Annotated in this window: 19 protein-coding genes; 15 read left to right on the forward strand and 4 right to left on the reverse strand. The window is 59.9% G+C overall.

Translation table 11 applies throughout. The annotated features are described in order from the left end of the window. Positions 1–4: 4 nt before the first annotated feature. A complete protein-coding gene (locus ABK249_RS22765) occupies positions 5–1,861 on the forward strand; it encodes a DNA cytosine methyltransferase (protein ID WP_348864118.1) in 1,857 nt (618 codons plus the stop codon). Next, complete coding sequence (locus tag ABK249_RS22770; protein WP_348864119.1) at positions 1,858–2,058, forward strand: hypothetical protein; 201 nt, start codon at positions 1,858–1,860, stop codon at positions 2,056–2,058. The genes ABK249_RS22765 and ABK249_RS22770 overlap by 4 nt, the downstream gene beginning before the upstream one ends. A 74-nt stretch (positions 2,059–2,132) precedes the next feature. On the opposite strand, the gene ABK249_RS22775 is transcribed toward ABK249_RS22770, so the two are convergent. The 3 genes from ABK249_RS22775 to ABK249_RS22785 form a co-directional block, all read right to left on the reverse strand. After that, complete coding sequence (locus ABK249_RS22775; protein ID WP_348864121.1) at positions 2,133–2,360, reverse strand: DUF982 domain-containing protein; 228 nt, start codon at positions 2,358–2,360, stop codon at positions 2,133–2,135. A 227-nt stretch (positions 2,361–2,587) separates the two neighbouring features. Beyond that, positions 2,588–2,833, reverse strand: a complete 246-nt coding sequence (locus ABK249_RS22780; RefSeq protein ID WP_348864122.1) for a DUF982 domain-containing protein — start codon at positions 2,831–2,833, stop codon at positions 2,588–2,590. 140 nt (positions 2,834–2,973) lie between these two features. Beyond that, positions 2,974–3,276 carry a DUF982 domain-containing protein gene (locus ABK249_RS22785; RefSeq protein WP_348864123.1) on the reverse strand — a complete coding sequence of 101 codons (303 nt, stop codon included), beginning with the start codon at positions 3,274–3,276 and terminating at the stop codon, positions 2,974–2,976. A gap of 140 nt (positions 3,277–3,416) precedes the next feature. Here ABK249_RS22785 and ABK249_RS22790 point away from each other — a divergent pair, with 140 nt between their 5' ends. The 6 genes from ABK249_RS22790 to ABK249_RS22815 all read left to right on the forward strand — a co-directional run bounded on the left by ABK249_RS22790 (position 3,417) and on the right by ABK249_RS22815 (position 8,262). Continuing rightward, on the forward strand, positions 3,417–3,605 hold the full coding sequence (locus tag ABK249_RS22790; RefSeq protein WP_348864124.1) for a hypothetical protein: 189 nt from the start codon (positions 3,417–3,419) through the stop codon (positions 3,603–3,605). After that, positions 3,602–4,360 carry a YdaU family protein gene (locus ABK249_RS22795; protein ID WP_348864125.1) on the forward strand — a complete coding sequence of 253 codons (759 nt, stop codon included), beginning with the start codon at positions 3,602–3,604 and terminating at the stop codon, positions 4,358–4,360. The genes ABK249_RS22790 and ABK249_RS22795 overlap by 4 nt, the downstream gene beginning before the upstream one ends. After that, a complete protein-coding gene (locus ABK249_RS22800; RefSeq protein ID WP_348864126.1) occupies positions 4,357–4,581 on the forward strand; it encodes a helix-turn-helix transcriptional regulator in 225 nt (74 codons plus the stop codon). The genes ABK249_RS22795 and ABK249_RS22800 overlap by 4 nt, the downstream gene beginning before the upstream one ends. 367 nt (positions 4,582–4,948) lie before the next feature. Next, on the forward strand, positions 4,949–5,818 hold the full coding sequence (locus tag ABK249_RS22805) for a hypothetical protein (protein WP_348864127.1): 870 nt from the start codon (positions 4,949–4,951) through the stop codon (positions 5,816–5,818). 42 nt (positions 5,819–5,860) lie between these two features. Then, the gene (locus ABK249_RS22810) at positions 5,861–6,505 is read left to right on the forward strand and encodes a hypothetical protein (RefSeq protein ID WP_348864128.1); all 645 of its coding nucleotides are present in this window, start codon (positions 5,861–5,863) and stop codon (positions 6,503–6,505) included. Between the two features lie 464 nt (positions 6,506–6,969). Next, positions 6,970–8,262, forward strand: coding sequence for a hypothetical protein (locus ABK249_RS22815; RefSeq protein WP_348864129.1), 1,293 nt, complete (start codon positions 6,970–6,972; stop codon positions 8,260–8,262). 665 nt (positions 8,263–8,927) lie between these two features. Here ABK249_RS22815 and ABK249_RS22820 read toward each other — a convergent pair. Next, complete coding sequence (locus ABK249_RS22820) at positions 8,928–9,125, reverse strand: hypothetical protein (RefSeq protein ID WP_348864130.1); 198 nt, start codon at positions 9,123–9,125, stop codon at positions 8,928–8,930. A gap of 491 nt (positions 9,126–9,616) precedes the next feature. On the opposite strand from ABK249_RS22820, the gene ABK249_RS22825 reads away from it, so the two are divergent. The 7 genes from ABK249_RS22825 to ABK249_RS22855 all read left to right on the forward strand — a co-directional run bounded on the left by ABK249_RS22825 (position 9,617) and on the right by ABK249_RS22855 (position 16,231). Next, positions 9,617–10,204: a putative metallopeptidase gene (locus ABK249_RS22825; protein ID WP_348864131.1), complete on the forward strand. Its 588-nt coding sequence runs from the start codon at positions 9,617–9,619 to the stop codon at positions 10,202–10,204. Positions 10,205–10,420: 216 nt separating this feature from the next. Continuing rightward, complete coding sequence (locus tag ABK249_RS22830; RefSeq protein ID WP_348864132.1) at positions 10,421–10,882, forward strand: DUF2280 domain-containing protein; 462 nt, start codon at positions 10,421–10,423, stop codon at positions 10,880–10,882. Beyond that, positions 10,879–12,285, forward strand: a complete 1,407-nt coding sequence (locus tag ABK249_RS22835; protein ID WP_348864134.1) for a PBSX family phage terminase large subunit — start codon at positions 10,879–10,881, stop codon at positions 12,283–12,285. Before ABK249_RS22830 ends, ABK249_RS22835 begins: the two co-directional genes overlap by 4 nt. Beyond that, positions 12,285–14,111: an anti-CBASS protein Acb1 family protein gene (locus ABK249_RS22840; RefSeq protein WP_348864135.1), complete on the forward strand. Its 1,827-nt coding sequence runs from the start codon at positions 12,285–12,287 to the stop codon at positions 14,109–14,111. Before ABK249_RS22835 ends, ABK249_RS22840 begins: the two co-directional genes overlap by 1 nt. Positions 14,112–14,184: 73 nt before the next feature. Continuing rightward, on the forward strand, positions 14,185–14,535 hold the full coding sequence (locus ABK249_RS22845; protein ID WP_348864136.1) for a hypothetical protein: 351 nt from the start codon (positions 14,185–14,187) through the stop codon (positions 14,533–14,535). 72 nt (positions 14,536–14,607) lie between these two features. Continuing rightward, positions 14,608–15,732, forward strand: a complete 1,125-nt coding sequence (locus ABK249_RS22850) for a DUF2213 domain-containing protein (protein ID WP_348864137.1) — start codon at positions 14,608–14,610, stop codon at positions 15,730–15,732. A 13-nt stretch (positions 15,733–15,745) separates the two neighbouring features. Beyond that, positions 15,746–16,231: a structural cement protein Gp24 gene (locus ABK249_RS22855; protein WP_348864138.1), complete on the forward strand. Its 486-nt coding sequence runs from the start codon at positions 15,746–15,748 to the stop codon at positions 16,229–16,231. The last annotated feature ends 20 nt before the right edge of the window (positions 16,232–16,251 follow it).

Genomic DNA, 16,251 nt, shown 5'->3' on the forward strand with positions numbered 1-16,251 from the left:
AGTGATGCCGCGCAAGATGCTTGTTGCTGACCTTCTGTGTGGTGCCGGCGGTTCGTCCACCGGTGCGCAGCGCGCGCTCAAAGAACTCGGTCTGGAAATGGAACTGGTATGTGTGAATCACTGGCCGACGGCCATCGAGACGCACCAGAAGAACCACCCGGAGGCGAGGCACTATGTGCAGGACATCTCGACCGTCCGGCCGCACATCCTCGTGCCGGAGGGATATCTTGACCTGCTGATGGCATCCCCGACCTGCACGCACCATTCCGTGGCGCGTGGCGGCAAGCCGACCAGCGATCAGCAGCGGTCCGATCCTTGGCACATCGTCACCTGGCTTACCGAGTTGCGGGTCAAGCGGATCATCATCGAAAACGTCTGGGAGTTCATCGGCTGGGGACCGGTCAACGTGAAGACCGGCCGGCCGGTCCCCTCGAGGAAGGGCGAGTATTTCCATGCCTGGACCGAAACCCTGCGGCGTCTCGGATTTGAACTCGAATGGCGCAAGCTGAACGCGGCCGACTATGGCGATGCGACAACCCGCCAGCGATTCATTCTTATGGGCCGGTCAGATGGCCGTAAGATCCACTGGCCCATGCCGACGCATAAGAAGCGGGACGAAGTGACCGCCGACCTGTTCGGTACCGCAAAGCCCTGGCGTCCGGCGCGGGAGATCATTGATTGGAACATCAAGGGCCGCTCGATCTTCAATCGCAAGAAGCCCTTGGCGCCGAAGACGCTTGCCCGAATTTATGCCGGTGCTGTCAAGTTCGGTTGGCCGGAACCGTATCTCGTCATCCTACGGAACCACATGTCTGCCCAGGGCATGGACCAGCCGTTGCCGACCATAGCCGCGAATGGTTTGCACATCGGCCTTGCCGAGCCCGTGATCGTGTCTCCTCGCCATGGCAAGGACGGTGCTGGCCCACGTCCTCGTGGCGTTGGTCAACCGCTTCCGACGATCACGGCAGGCGGCAGTCAGATGGCTGTTGCCGAGCCGATCATCATGAACGGCCGGAAAGGGAACAAGGCCGAGGGCGTTTCAGAGGGCCTCATCCCGACACTCGACACGAAGGGCGGCGTCTGGCTGGCCGAGCCCATGGTCCTCTCGCAGCACAACAGCGGAGCGCCGCGCTCGACCAAGGAACCATTGCCGACGATCACGACCGGCGGCGCCGCGAATGTTGCCCGACCGGGATGCGCGCGCCCGATGCTGATTGAGCCATTCGTTCTTTCGCAAGCCTCTGGCGGGTCGCCGCGCGCTGTGAGCGAACCGATCCCGACACAGACCACTGGAGGCAATGGCGCTGCGCACGCGCTTATCTCGCCCTACTACGGCTCCGGCTCCGGCGAGACCTGCAACCACGTCGACGATAGCCTTCCGACGATTACCGCCAAGGCAAGATTCGGCATGGTCGTACCAGTCACCAACTCCAACGGCGGGGCCCAGGCGCGCAACATCGATGTTGATCCGCTTCCGACCATGACCACGGCCAAGGGAGGTGAGTTTGCAACAGTGCTGCCGATCACCCATGCAGGGGGGTGGAATAGGGTCAGTGGTGTTCATGAGCCAATTCCGACGGTGACAGGCGCCAACCGTGGGGAGTTGGCGATGATCGAAGCATCTCCAGAGTACGACATACTTTTCCGGATGCTCGAACCGCACGAGCTCGCCGCCGCCATGGGCTTCAACACCGACGAGATAAGATACGAGTTCGCGGGCACCAAGACCGAGCAGATCAAGCAGATCGGCAATGCCGTCTCCGTCGCGAAGATGAAGGCTTGCGTGGGCGCGATCATGGCCGATGCCGCGCCGAAGAAGAAGGTGTTTTCCGAGCAGGGTTATCTGGAGGCGGCCGAATGACCGACCCCTCTGAAATGATCGCATGGCTCGATCGCCGCATCGCGAGCGCGATGACCTGGCTCGAAGATCACGGTCCTGGCTCCAAACGCCCGCGTCCTGAAAACGAGATCGCCATCAAGGAATACGACATTGCCCGGTTCGAGGAGATCAAGGGCGCGTACCTCAAGGCGCTCGCCAAGAGGGAGCAGGCCGCATGACACGCAAGCCGGCCCACGTCACAGCCAGCAGCCCCCGCGAGATCGATCCGAGCGATTGGCGGGCGATGCCGCAATTAATGTCGGGTGCTTTCGACAGCCCGTTCCACGGCGGGTCTTGCCTCGTCGGCCGGCAATCTGCCCTCCCGCGCAGCCAGGCACTTTCTCCAAGCCTTACGAAAGCTATCCCTGTCTCGGTTCGAGGCCTGCGAGAGCCATGTCATCGCTTCCTCTGGCGACCCAATTGTAATTCGAAGGCCGTCATCGTCGAACACAACCGGCTTTTCCCATCGATTTACGAGCACGTTGGTACCTCCGTCAAAAACAGCCCCGGGAAACAAACTGCGGAGAGGCCAAGGGGGTTCCGGAATTGGGGCCGGATCGATCCTGAGGCGTCAAGCGCCACGGCCTATTCCTGGGTTGTCTGGATCAAGGGCGAGGCTGACACCCGGCAGCGCTGGATTGCCCCATGCCGAAAAAGACTCGAGCGTCCCGATGACTATGCAGCCTATCGCGAGGTGGCAGCATGACGCTACTCCTTGATCTCAATCGCGGCTTCGTGCGCTGCGGCAATGAAAGCCAGACGAGCGGCTTCCGCCGACTTCTTGCCCTTCATGGCTTGCTCAAGGGCCAGCAGGGCCTTGTCGAGAGCATCGCCATCCTCAAGCGGCCAGTCCTCGATCAGGGCCCACGACGCTTCCCGGATCGTGCTTATGGTGCTGAACTTGCCAGGCCCTTCCAGCGCGAGCGTGACGCCCTTGTTCCAGTCTTTGCTCAACGCGTGGCCTCCAGATTCCGACTCGGTAGTCTCTTAGCTCCGATCTCCTCCTTTGGCGAGGTGATGGCATGAACGGCAGCAGCGTCAACTCTGGCGAACAGAGAGGCCGCAATTGCAGCCTCTCCTTCTTCCCGGAACGATCAAGCAGAGACCCGACCGCCACCCGTCGTTCCGCCGATCATCCAGGGCTGGACCGCCGGCGCCTTCACGAGAATTCCCTTCTTCTTTCCGAAGGCCCGCATTGCATCGCGCGCCACGTTAAGCGGCTTGTGCCCGTCGTGAGCCAGGAAGCAGGTCTTAAGGGTGACCTCATGGATGAGGTCCCTGTCGCGTTCGGGCCAATCCTCAAGAAAATCGATGGCATCATCGAGGGTGGTTATCTCGCGGACAAGGCCCTTCTTCTCTTTGAGATAAACCGGTCGGTCGAACATCTTTTCGATCATTTCTACCTCACTGAAAACGTTGGTGATCAACAAGGAAAGCGCTGTGGCTCAGCGCCGACAATCGATTTGTGGTGCCACGTTTTCCGGTTCAAGAGCCGAGTGGCTGTTGTTGCGATTTCTTTCGAACGGAAGGCGATCGCATGACCTTCTCCGAAGCCTACGCCCTCCATGGCCCCGACACGATCGCCATCAGCGAAGCCCTCGGCATTCGGGAACACGAGGCCGATCGCCTCATCAACGAGCGGATGGACCGGAAATACGCCGACAAGGTCGAGAACCTGCGTCGTAGTGCCGAACCGCGCGAGATCCGCGCGAGGAGGCCTGCATGAGCGAGCGGCCATTCATGCAGCTCTACGTGTCCGATTTTATCGGTGACACTCTGCATTTGAGCACCGAGCAGATCGGCGCCTACATGCTGCTGCTGATGGCAATGTGGAACGCCGGCGGAAAGCTGCCTGGCGACGAGGCCAAACTTGCTCGCGTAGCACGGATGTCGGTTAAGAAGTGGAAGGCGATCGCCGGCGACCTCATGCCGTTCTTCGAGATTGACGGCGATGCTATTCGGCATAATCGTCTGACGAAAGAGCTCCAAAAAAGCGAGAGTAAATCTCAATCGAGAGCCGCCGCCGGGGCAGAGGGTGGACGCGCTAAGGCGTTGAAAGATAAAGAGGCGAGGTTGGCAAATGCTATGCCGACGCCACAGCATCTTCCAGATACCATAACCAGAATATCTTCCTCACTTCGTTCGGAAGACGCGCGCGCGGTCGAGTTCGAAAAATTCTGGGAAGTCTACCCCAACAAGGTGGGCAGGCCGGCAGCGGAGAAGGCGTTTTGCCAAGCTCGAAAGCGCGCCAGCCTTGAGGATATCATGGCGGGCGTCGCTGCCTATGCTTGCAAAACGGACGATCGCCAGTGGTGCAATCCGGTCAAATGGCTCTCCGAGGACCGCTGGAACGACAGGCCGGCCAAGCCTCCAGACAAGCCGCCTCCCAAGCCGAACGGCCTAACCCACCTACAGAGTTTCCAATCCCGAGAAGACTACATCCGCGCCGAGCTGGCGCGTTCCGAAAGGAGCTTCAAATGATTGCGTTATCGCACGAAACCGAGATCATCGGACTGACAAGACGGCAGCTTCAGGTCATCGACGGCCTATCGACAGGCAAACCTGCCAAGGCGGTCGCCGGCGAGCTCAAGCTCACGATCAACCAGGTCACAAACGACATTCAGCGAGCCATTCATGTGCTGGACGCCGGAAACACCGCCGGCCTTGTCGCGACTGCGCTACGGAAGGGTTGGATCGAATGACTCGGCTTGCTCGTGTAGATTTCGACGCCGTCGCACCGCTTCTTCCAAGCGACAAAGTAGCTGGTCGAGTAGCGGCGAGGGGAGAGCACTTCGATTGGAAACCGGACCTTCCGACCACGGTACATTCATCAGTTCCTCTCGCCACTCGCAGGCCGACGGCTCACGAGCTTTGCCAGCCGCATTACACCGACCTGACCGGCAAGAGGATAGGGCGGCTGACGGTGATGGGTGTCGCGGCCGAGATCACCGGAAACGGACAAAAATGGGTCGTCCGCTGCGTTTGCGGTGCATACGAAACCAGGAAGGCTAGATCGATCAAGTCTTGGTTGGTTGGCGAGTGGAAGGGTGACCACGAGCCGATGTGTGATTGCTGCGGCTATACGCGACGATTGCAGATGGGAAAGTTCAACAAAAAGAAGGCCGCCGCGGCTGCCGAAGCGATCATGGAGGCGGCGCGATGAGCGAGGTAGCCGAGAAGGTCACGGCGTCGGCGGTGAAGCAGGCGATAGCTTCCACATTCGCCGCGCCGGCCTATCAGACATTTTTTGAAGTCTCGAACGCGACCGGTTACGGGATCAAGAGCTATGCCGACGCGGTCAGCATGGGAGTGTGGCCGTCGACCGGGCATGAAATCCACGGCTTTGAGGTTAAGGTTAGCCGATCGGATTTCCTCAATGAGATGAAGAACCCAGCGAAGGCGATGCCGATCATGCAGTATTGCCATCGGTGGTCGCTCGTGTGCCCCGCGAACATGGTGAAGCTGGACGAGGTCCCTTCGACGTGGGGTGTTTACTGGTTCAAGGACGGCGCGATCAAGAAGGCTCGTCAGTCGCCGATCCTGCAGGCCAAGCCTCTAACTGCGGAGTTTGTCGCCTCGCTTGTCCGGCGAGCGGGTGACATCGACCGAGCCGCAGTGGCTAAGGCTGTCAACGACGCCAGAGAGCAGTGGGAGAAGCACCGCAATGCCGACATCGAGAATGAGGTCATCAGGCGTGTTGGTTCCCGCGACAAGGCCCTCAAACTGCTCGAGGCGATGGAATCGGCCTACGGACAAATCGGCTCGTATGAAATCGACCGGCTTTGCAAGGCTGTCGCCGTGGCCGCGAAGATGGGCCTTCACGAATCCTGGAACGGACCTGCATCGATCCTCAGCTACATGGAGGACTATGCGGGCAATCTCAGAAGAATGCTTTCCGAAGCCGGAGCGGAACTGCCGCGTCCGGTCAAGAAGCGCTGAATTTCGATAACCGAGCGGCGGCTCTAACACGAGGGAATGAAGATGGCGGAAATGAATGTGCTGGCGAAGGCCGCGAAGACGAGAGCGTTTAAAAAGGCAATGCGGCTGGGCAGGGAAAAGATGGCGTCAATCGAACGGTGCGACTGGTATGCGGTTCGCACCGCACCCGGCTCGCAGAAGCCGCAACGGGAATATGCCGTCGAAACCACATCGCCCGGGAAGGACGGCAAGCCACGAGGGAAGGGGTACCGGATCGTTCCAAGCCTCAACCCGAATATGTCAGCGATAGAGCGCTCCCTTGCGGATGCCGGTTTTGAATTCTGGATGCCGGCCGAAAAGCGGTTGGTGCGCGATCGCCGGCACACCGATTTGTGGAAGGTTCGCCGGTTCGCTCTCATGGTCGGGTATGTGTTCGTCAGAGACCCTGCCGACTTCGGAAAGCTCGCGTCTGTTCCAGGCGTCTCTGGCGTCGTCAGCGACGGCTACGGCAGGCCACTGGCTATAGATTTCCTTGATGTACTTGCCGTCAGGGCGGCGGAAGCTGAAGCCGATGTGGAGTTCGATCGGCGTTCTCGGATGGCGCGGCAGAACCTCCGGAAAAACGCCAAAACGGACCCGAGGCTCAAGAAGTTGGTGGAAAAGCTAGATATCGCGGGAAATCTCACCGTCCCTCTTGCGGCCGCTTGAAAACGGGTGCGATGTGCTATAGTTTCCTGCAACTGATTTGGCGCGGCGGGGATACGTCCCGGCGCCTCCCTGCCAGCCTCGTTAACTGGCGCATAGGGGAAATGCGCCTTATATTCTGGGGGTATTATGTCCCCCGCAGCGCCGAGGCTCTTGGGGTGCCGGTGATTTCGCGGCGGCTGTCGCTCTTCTCGCCGGATCCTGGGTAGCACTTGAGGCCGGCGCTTGTGGGTGCCATTCAACAGGCAGTTTTGCTGGTTCTGGGTTGGGCGCTAACTTGGGTTTTCTCGGGATTCAGGACGTTGGCCTGAATTGGAGCATGTTGCCGATTCGACCACGGTCCCGCCTTCATGTCGAGGTGGCCTGCGGCGTTGCGCCTTCTGCCCCTTCATGAGATGATCTCGCCGTAATCGTCAGTGCATGCATTTTCGTACACTCACCACCTGTCAGGGTCGCGGGAGAATCCGATGCGCATCATTACGTGCACGATCAAGAATACAGGGAATGGCGATCTGTCATGGGTAGCGGATCATCTCGATCACGGAGTCTGGTCCGACGGAAAAGCCCCTACGGAACGAGCGAACGTGATTGCTCCTGGCCGTGAGGGCATGTTTGAGTCTCGGGATGGCGGCGACATTCCCATCATCGGAAGCATCGCGACAGGTACCGAAGGTTGGGTGCTGTACCGCACATTCTGGTCGGAGTTCGTCGGGAGCAATTCCGAGGTCTTCATCCGCATATCCTGGAATATTCCGTTCTTGATGTTCGATCAGCCGACGGACGCCTTCGACGTCCAGGTCAGCCGCTACGATCCACGCCAGACAATGGGTGCCGCAGAATTCAACGAGCGGGACCCGACGAAACCGCCTCCGCCTAAGCCAGGTGTCTTCGTAGCCGGACCGGGCGGCGGAGACTTCCTCTCCGATACGGTTCCGTGGGTACTGGTCCCGGCTCTCTGGCCGATGGTACTCACCGGGTCCAAGCTAGGGATCAACACTACTATCACCGTTCCTTACAGTGCTCCTCCCACGGCCACGACGATTCCGATCGGCACCCCCCGAACCGGAAAGAAGACGCTCAAGCCCATGGTCAACTCGACCCCAGATTCGTGGGAAGGAAGCTGGTCCGCGGAAGGCGTATCGGCACGGATCGGGAAGATGGCCGGAGGCTCCTTGCGGGTGACGGTTGACGAGCCAATGGGCCACTTCGAGTACGAAGGAATACGCATCAATCGTATCCTGTTGAGGAAGATGCTGACGGAGCCGGGAGGAACCATAAGCGCCGCTGGCGGTACCCGACAAGCGAGGCGTCGGGAAGAGGGCGCAGGAGCGGCCCGGCAGCGTATCTCTCGCATAGCGATATTGAACGACAGGTTTTCGTTCAGGCGGGCTGCGGAGGACGGCTCACTGACAGTCGTGTCACCGAAGAAGATGATCTCCGCGGCGTCGCGCTTCGTTCTGGAGGCAGAGGAAGGCGTTGGTTTGGCCGAGGCACGGACGAAGCCAGTCGCTACCCGCGTCTTCGACAACATAGTGTCCTCTTCCGTAGAAAGCCTGACCAGGCTTGCCGACGGCCGCCATCAGCTTGACGGGGATTACCTCTCCCTCCCGCACGACGCCACGCTCGAGATATACTTGGTGCGCCAGGCGGGGCAGGATGTCGACGTGAGGTTGAGGTATCGCCGGCCTGGCCTGATCGCGTCCGCGATCGCCGGAGGCAACATTGACAAGATCCTGGAATACCATCCCGACGTGCATTGAGGCTCGCTGGCGACGGGATCATCTGGCGATTAAAGCGCGCCGGCGCTCTCTTCTCCGTTGCGCCGGGGAGCCCGATGCTACGGGCTCTGATCGAAGGTTGGATGGACGAAGCCGGGAATTCGGGTCGGGCGGTTATGGCTGGGCGACGGCCATGCCCCTGAACCGTCTGATTACCCTCCAGCCGCGGTTCTTGCTCATTGGGAGGTTCCCGCAGAACGGGGATTGAGCGGATCATGCCACTCCAATATCGCGCTCTGCATCGCATATACGTTAAACGGCAAGCCAAGGGTTGTTCGTTCTCAAGACCCGAAAGGGGTCTATACCAGGGGAAGCCGACGCGCCCCGAACTTATGGAGCGCTGGATACGCAACCAGCGCCGTCGGCCAATCTGGGTGGATAGCCCGGCATCAGTTCACCAGCGCCGGCACACACCCCGGCTTACCTCCATACCGTCTCCGGCAATCTGGGTGCGAGGGACAACGATAGCCAGCAGGCATTGACGCCTCTACGACGTTGCGAGGGTCACAAGCCTGATAGCGAGGCGCGGAACGGGTTAACTGACCGGTCTACGGCGTGGAGTGGGGAAGCCCCAGCCTCGAAGTTTCAGCCCAGTCAGAAATGGTTGGGCTTTATCGTTTCACGCGACATTCTGCGGCAGGCGATCCTCAACCCATCCAATATAGGTCTCGCGAACGCCAAACATCCTTAAGTTTCGCCTCGATCTCGTCGACCGTGCGATGGGTAAAGTGGGCGCTGAGTGTCATCGCGATTGCCTTTATGTCGGCATGCGAGAATTTGTTCTCCTCCGCTCTATCGGCAAATGCGTTTATCTCGCGCATCAGTAAATCGTCTTCAGTTTCCATTTCTTCCCCCAAGGTTAACCCATGCCAATTCTGATCGGCCGCTATCACATTTGCAGACTGCGCGGCCAATGAAGCGGTGTTTGATCGTTGCCGTGTACTGATACCCGCTTATCCGCATGCAGCAGGACGAATTGTCGAGCCTCGACGATGGTCTTTGGGTAGGGGGTGCCGATCCGGTAGTATGGGAAACCCTGACGGATAAGGTAGCTAGCTACTTCCCACGCCTTTCGATCAGAGGAGACCGGTGCTTTGAAATCGGAGCCCGTTCGATAGGTTGTCCCGCCACAGCGAGGGCAAATCTTCTGCGCGGTGTCAGCAGGTCGCTTGAACACGCGGCAGCAGTCGAGGCACGCAAATTTCGTTAATGGTGTTCGCATTTTCTGCCTCGTATGGATGTCGATGCCAGTCCTGAAAAGTGCCCGACATGAGAAGTTCGCTCGCAACCTTTGATAAGGCAAGACCGAATCGTGCGCCCACTCCCGCCGGAAGACATGATTGAGGACACCGGCATCCGCTTCGAGCCCGCTCCCGATCTGGTAGAGTGGGCCCGGTCCACCTTCATCGATGAGGCGGCCGACCTCGCAAACGAAGATCATGCTCATCTCCGCGTCGCCTCGATCGGCGCACTATGGACGAATGTCCCCAATGGGAGACATGGCCGCCGGATCGTAGGCCAATGCGAAATGGGGTTGCCGCCGGCCGGCAAATGGTCACGCGCCCGGATCGAGCTGCAGATGCAGCAATGGTTCGGCGACGTGCCGCACTTCTTGCTCACGTTCGATGCTCACTATGCCGCGACCTGTTCGGACGTAGAGTTCTGCGCCTTGGTGGAACACGAGTTATATCACTGCGGCCAGGAGCGCGATGCATTCGGCGCCCCGAAGTTCCGCAAGATGACAGGATTGCCAGCGTTCACCTTGAGGGGGCATGACGTGGAAGAGTTCGTCGGCGTCGTCCGTCGTTACGGTGCAGATGCCGCCAATGTCCGTGCCCTCGTCGACGCTGCAAACCGGCCACCGGAGATATCCCGGGCCAACATCGGCCATGTCTGCGGGACGTGCCAGCTGCGTGTCGCGTGACCTATTCGCCTTTGCGAACCCGTTCGCGATAGCGCTCACGGTCTTCCTCAGTAGGGCCACTCGAGAGGTCCTGCCCGAGGTCGACACGCTGCGCGATCGGAAGCCATGGCCGCCCGGGGTTTTCTTTGGTCCACAGTTGTTTGGCGCGTCGTTCAATCTCTGCGTCTTCCAAGGGTGCCTCCTATATGCGGGCCTTGATGGAGCCTTTACAGTTCAATGGCCAATCCGAAGTACTCCGACCAGGTAAAGACCTACGTAGTGCAAGCTCTCGCTTGTTTCGACAGTCCAGCCGTCGTAGCGAGGGCAGTCAAGGCTGAGTTTGATATCGTCATCAGCCCGCAAGCCGTAGAAGCCTACGATCCGACGAAGCGGGCAGGGCAAAAGCTTTCCCAGCGCTTCCGTTTGTTATTCGAGGAAACTCGTAAGACCTTCCTCGAAGACACTGCATCCATTGCCATAAGTCACCGGGCGGTGAGGCTTCGCGCTCTCCAGCGCATGGCCGACAAAGCAGAGACCCAGGGCAACATGGTGCTGGCCTCTTCGCTGCTGAAGCAAGCGGCTGAAGAAGTCGGCAACGCCTATACCAACAAGCGGGAAATCTCCGGCCCAGGCGGCGGAGCAATCAAGACCGAAACCCGGACATGGCGGGAGGTCCTAAGGGAAGAGGGTAAGGAGTGAATGCCCACGTCCCGCTAACCAACCCCGCGCTGTTCGAGTTCTGGGAAAAAGTCTTCCTGGGGAATGCGGACATCGCCGTCCTTCATGGTGGCCGGTCCAGCTCGAAGACGCGCGACACGGCGTGCCAACTGGTTCGCCTGATCGATCACCTGTCCGTCAAGATGCGCGTGCTGTGCATCCGACGGTTCCAGAACCGCATTCAGGAATCGGTCTACACCGAACTGAAGTGGGCTATCGAGCATCTCGGGCTCAAAGCTGCGTTCGACGTCCAGAAGACGACGATCATTCACATCGCGTCCGGGTCGGAATTCATCTTCTACGGGATCGAGCGGAACCTTGAGGAAATCAAGGGGACGTCCGATATCGACATCCTCTGGGTGGAAGAGGCGGAAAAGCTTACCGAGGAGCAGTGGTCCGTCATCGCGCCGACCATCCGCAAAGAAGACAGCCTCGCGATCCTGCTGTTCAACCCGAAGTTCGTCACGGACTATGTCTGGAAGAACTTCGTCGTCAACACGCCGCCTCACTGCGTCGTGCACCAGATCAACTATACGGAGAACCCGTTCCTTTCGGAAAAGGCAAAGCGGGACATCGCCGCGATGCAGGAGCGCGACCCGGAGATGTTCGAACACATCTATGGTGGCGTTCCTCTCGGCGACAGCGAGCTCTCAATTTTCAAGCGCCGCTGGCTCGATGCCTGTGTCGATGCCCATCTCGTCCTCAAGATCGCGCTGACAGGCCGCAACATAATCGGCTTCGACCCCGCCGATGATGGAGAGGACAAGAGCGCCACGGCTGACAAGATCGAGGGCATCTTTACGGATGCCGAGGATTGGTCATCCGGAAAGGACGAACTGGTCCAGAATGCCAAGCGGGTCTGGGCCAAGGCAAAGCACGCTGGTGCTACGGTCTCATACGACACGATCGGCGTAGGCGCTTTCGTCGGCGGCTACATCGACGAACAGAACCAGTCGAACGGCGCGAATGTGAAGCATTTCGCATTTCATGCCGGCGGCGCGGTCATGGATCCGGACAAGCCGAGCGATCCGCAGAATGGCAACAGCCCGCTCAACAAGGACGAGTACCTGAACCTGAAGGCGCAAGCGTGGGCGAACACCGCTCGCAGGGCGATGCTGACGTTCAATGCGGTAACCCGCGGCCATTCGATCAAGCCGGAAGACATTCTCTCGTTCTCGTCGGCGATGGGGAAAGAAAAGCTCGATGCGCTCTTCACCGAGCTTTGCGTGCCGTGGTGGGTTGAGACAGAGGGCAAGAAGCGCGTCGTGCCAAAGCTCAAGCTCAAGAAGGACTTGGGCGTGAAATCTCACAATCTGGCTGATGCTGTGATCGCTGCCGACAACGTGAATATCGGGTTCAACTACGGAATGCTGGATGTCGTTTGATGCTGCTGTTTGACCGTCTACAGAACCTCGTCAGCGGCCTTGGAACGGCAAAGGATAAGAAGGTCGGAACCGTCTTCGCCTTCGCGCCAGTCGATCCGCAACAGCTCAACGCAATGCATCGATCGGACTGGATGGCCCGCAAGGTTGTGGACATCATCCCCGATGACATGACCCGCGAGTGGCGCGAGTGGAAGGCTGACGAGGCGGTTGTCGAGGCGATCGAGAAGGTCGAGCGCGCGCCGCAGATCAATATTCAGGCCAAGGTCAACGAGGCGATGCAGCTTGCCCGCCTCCGCGGTGGCGCGGTCCTCGTCCTGGGCGTCAAAAGCGGCAGCCCCGATCAGGAGCTTGTTCTTGAGCGCGTCGGCAAGGATGCCTTGAAATATGCGCATGTGCTCGGCCGGGATCAGGTGAGTTACACGGACATCATCCGGGATGTGACGTCACCCTATTACGGCGAGCCCACGATGTGGCGCGTCAACGGCTCGAACGGGCAGCAGGTGGATATCCACCCCTCGCGCGTGATCCGGTTCGTTGGCGCGCCGATCCTCGACAAGACACAGGCCGAAACGGAAGTCTGGGGCGATAGCATCCTGCAGATCGTCTATGACGCCTTGCAGAACGCCGCATCTTCTCAGGAGCACACGGCATCGCTTATCCCGGAAGCGAAGACGGATGTGATCTACATCCCTCGGCTCTCGGAATACCTGCAGAATGCCACCACGACGAAGAAGCTCACCGAGCGCTTCACCTATGCGAACACCCTCAAGAGCATGTTCAATATGCTCCTGTTGGAAGGGAACGGGACAGACGGCGAGAAGTGGGAGCAGAAGACCATCAATCTCGCGCAGTTCCCGGAGCTGTTGCGAGAATACCTTCAGGTGGCGGCCGGAGCCGCTGATATCCCGCTGGTGCGGTTCCTTCAAGATGCGCCGTCCGGCCTCGGATCGAACGGCGAGGTCACGCTCAAGAACTACTACGACAAAATCAGCGCCGACCAGCGGAACAAGCTGTCCCCGGCGCTGTGGCGGTTCGATGAGATCTGCATCCGTTCGGCGACTGGCCAGCGCGATCCGGCCGTCTACTATGAATGGGCACCGCTCTATACCCAGACGGAGAAAGAGCGGGCGGAGGTCTTCAAGATCAATACCGAAGCAGCCCGGGCAATCGTGGGCACGGTTGCCGGCCAGGAACTAATCACCCGGGAGGCGGTTTCGAAGGCGCTTATCTCTCGGATCGAGGAAGACGGCAACTTGCCGGGCCTCGCCGTCGCGGTGGAAGAGTATGGGCTGATCGAAGAGCAAGAGCCAACCATAGAGGAAGAGGCGGCCGCGCTCGCTTTGGAAACCGCTCGGCGCGAACAGCGGGCCGGTGGCCGCAGACAGCAACAGGATGCCGCGCCACGGACGCTCTATGTGCGCCGTGATGTGCTGAACCGTGCCGAGATCGTCCGGTGGGCTAAAGAGCAGGGTTTCACGGACATCGTCCCTGACCTGCACGTAACAATCGCGCACAGCCGTCAGCCGATCGATTGGTTCGCAGTCGGGACAAGCTGGGCAGATCGCTTGGAGATCGGCGCCGGCGGACCGCGCCAGGTAGATGCTCTCGGCCAGAACGGCGAGTACAAGGCGCTGCTGATCACAGCGCCGGAACTGGTGTGGCGTCACCGCGAGATCATTGAGAACGGCGCGTCGTGGGATTGGCCGGAATACCAACCACACATTTCGATCCAGATCGGCGGCGATATCGATCTGTCCCAGGTCGAACCGTATCGGGGCAAAATCATCCTTGGGCCGGAAATCTTCGAGCAACTGAGAGAAGACTGAGACGACATCAATCCACCACGGAACAAAGGGTATCGGCGGTGGTTACGCTTCATTGGCGAAGGAGGATGATGCCATGAAACGGACTATTTCGATCTCGGCTGCAATCGCCCTGGCAGCATTTAGCTACACACCGAGCCTTGCAAAGTGCCACGATGTGACCGGATCCGTGAACAAAGATTCACAGACCGGGATCGCCAAGGATGGCACCCATGTTCCGCTGGAGGGAAATTCAGGCTCTCAGACCAAGACAGAGACCTCAACCGGAACGACGACAACCAGTGCGGACGCCCTTCCGAAGACGCCACAAAAAGATGGTGCGAATATGCCAATGGGCGAAAGCAGAAACCTCGCCACGTCTGGTCAGGATGTCGCCGCACAGCAGAAGGGCGACGAAACTGCTGCCGCTCAGGATAAGTGCGACTAACCTCGACACTCATCCCGCAACCTGAAGTTCACCAAAGCCGCCTCTGGGCGGCTTCTTTTTTGAGACCTGCCCATGCAGCTTTTCGACACTGTGACCCTGGACGGCCTCCGCCGGACCCAGGATGGATACCTCGTTGCCGACGCTCGCGTGGCCCGAACCGGCATCCAGCTTTACACCGGTCCGGAGGTTGACCCCGAGAACAAGCACGGCCTCCGCGATAAGGCGGTCGTCCGCGTCTACCGGCCGGAAGAAGAGGTCTTCGCCAAGGACGCGATGCACTCCTACGCCTACCGGCCGGTGACCGACGATCACCCGAAAGAGAACGTCACGGCGGAAAACTGGAAAGACCATGCCGTCGGCCAGACTGGCGGCGAGGTCGTTCGTGATGGCGAATTCGTCCGCGTGCCTCTGGTGCTGATGGACAAGAGCGCCATCGCCAAGGTTGAGGGCGGCAAGCGCGAGCTCTCCATGGGCTACTCGACCGATCTCAAGTTCCAGGACGGCGTCACGCCCTCAGGCGAGCAATACGACGCCATTCAGACATCCCTTCGCATGAACCACCTGGCGGTCGTCTCCGCTGCCCGGGGCGGTTCTCATCTCAAAATCGGAGACGACGGGAAAGGAACAAGGTCAATGACGACCCGAACCCTCATGGTTGATGGCCTCTCGGTCGAGTTGGCCGACAAGGACGCCCAGATCGTGCAGCGCGCGATGGACGGCCTGAACAAGCAGATTGCTGATCTCCAGACGGCCGCCGGTGAGCATAACAAGGAACTCGCCGCCAAGGATGCCGAACTGGCGAAGAAGGACGCTGAAATCGACGGCCTCAAGGGCAAAATTCTATCCGACGCCGATCTCGACAAGCGCGTCCAGGCTCGCGCCGACCTCATCTCCACCGCCAAGGCAATCGCCAAGGACGTGAAGACAGAAGGCCTGACCGATGCGGCAATCCGCAAGGCGGTCGTGGCCGCCAAACTCGGCGATGCAGCCATTGCCGACAAGGCAGACGCCTACATCGACGCTCGCTTCGACATCCTCGCCGAGGACGCGAAGAAGTCTGTCAACACTGACCCGTTCGCCAACGTCGTCAAGGACGGTCTCATGCCGGCTAACGACGCCGACAAGGCGGTGACCGACGCCTACGCGCAGATGGTCGCCGACATGCAGGCGGGCAAGACTTCCGCAACGGTCAACTAAGGAGGACGCTACGATGGCGACTTACCAGACCACCTACACGAACGCTCCTCCGAAGGGCCTGCACGGCCAGATCGCCTCCGAGGAGAAGTGCAACAAAATCAGCCGCACGGTCGAGGACGCCGCCGGCATTGCCTTCGGCACGCCCGTCCAGCGCGGCGCTGGCGACCACGGCGTTGTTGCCATGGCTGCCGGCGACTTCCTGGGCATCGCCGTGCTCAATCCGGCAGTCCCGCCCAGCACGACCCTGCCGGATGGCTATCCGCAGTATTTCACCGGTGCCTTCATGACGATGGGCCCGATGTACGTCACGGCCGGCGGCGCTGTGACCGATGGCGGGGAGGTTTTCTACGACACCTCCACCAAGCGATACGTCGCCGCGGCAGGCGCGAACATTATCGGCCCGCTGCCGGACACCTTCTTCGAAACCTCCGGAGGCAACGGCGAAATCGTCGAAATCTCCGTTCGTCTCCGTCCGGTGACGCCGGCACCCGCCGCCTAACCGATCGCGAAAGGATCAAG

The sequence above is a fragment of the Neorhizobium phenanthreniclasticum genome (genome assembly GCF_040066075.1).
Lineage (GTDB): Bacteria > Pseudomonadota > Alphaproteobacteria > Rhizobiales > Rhizobiaceae > Neorhizobium > Neorhizobium petrolearium.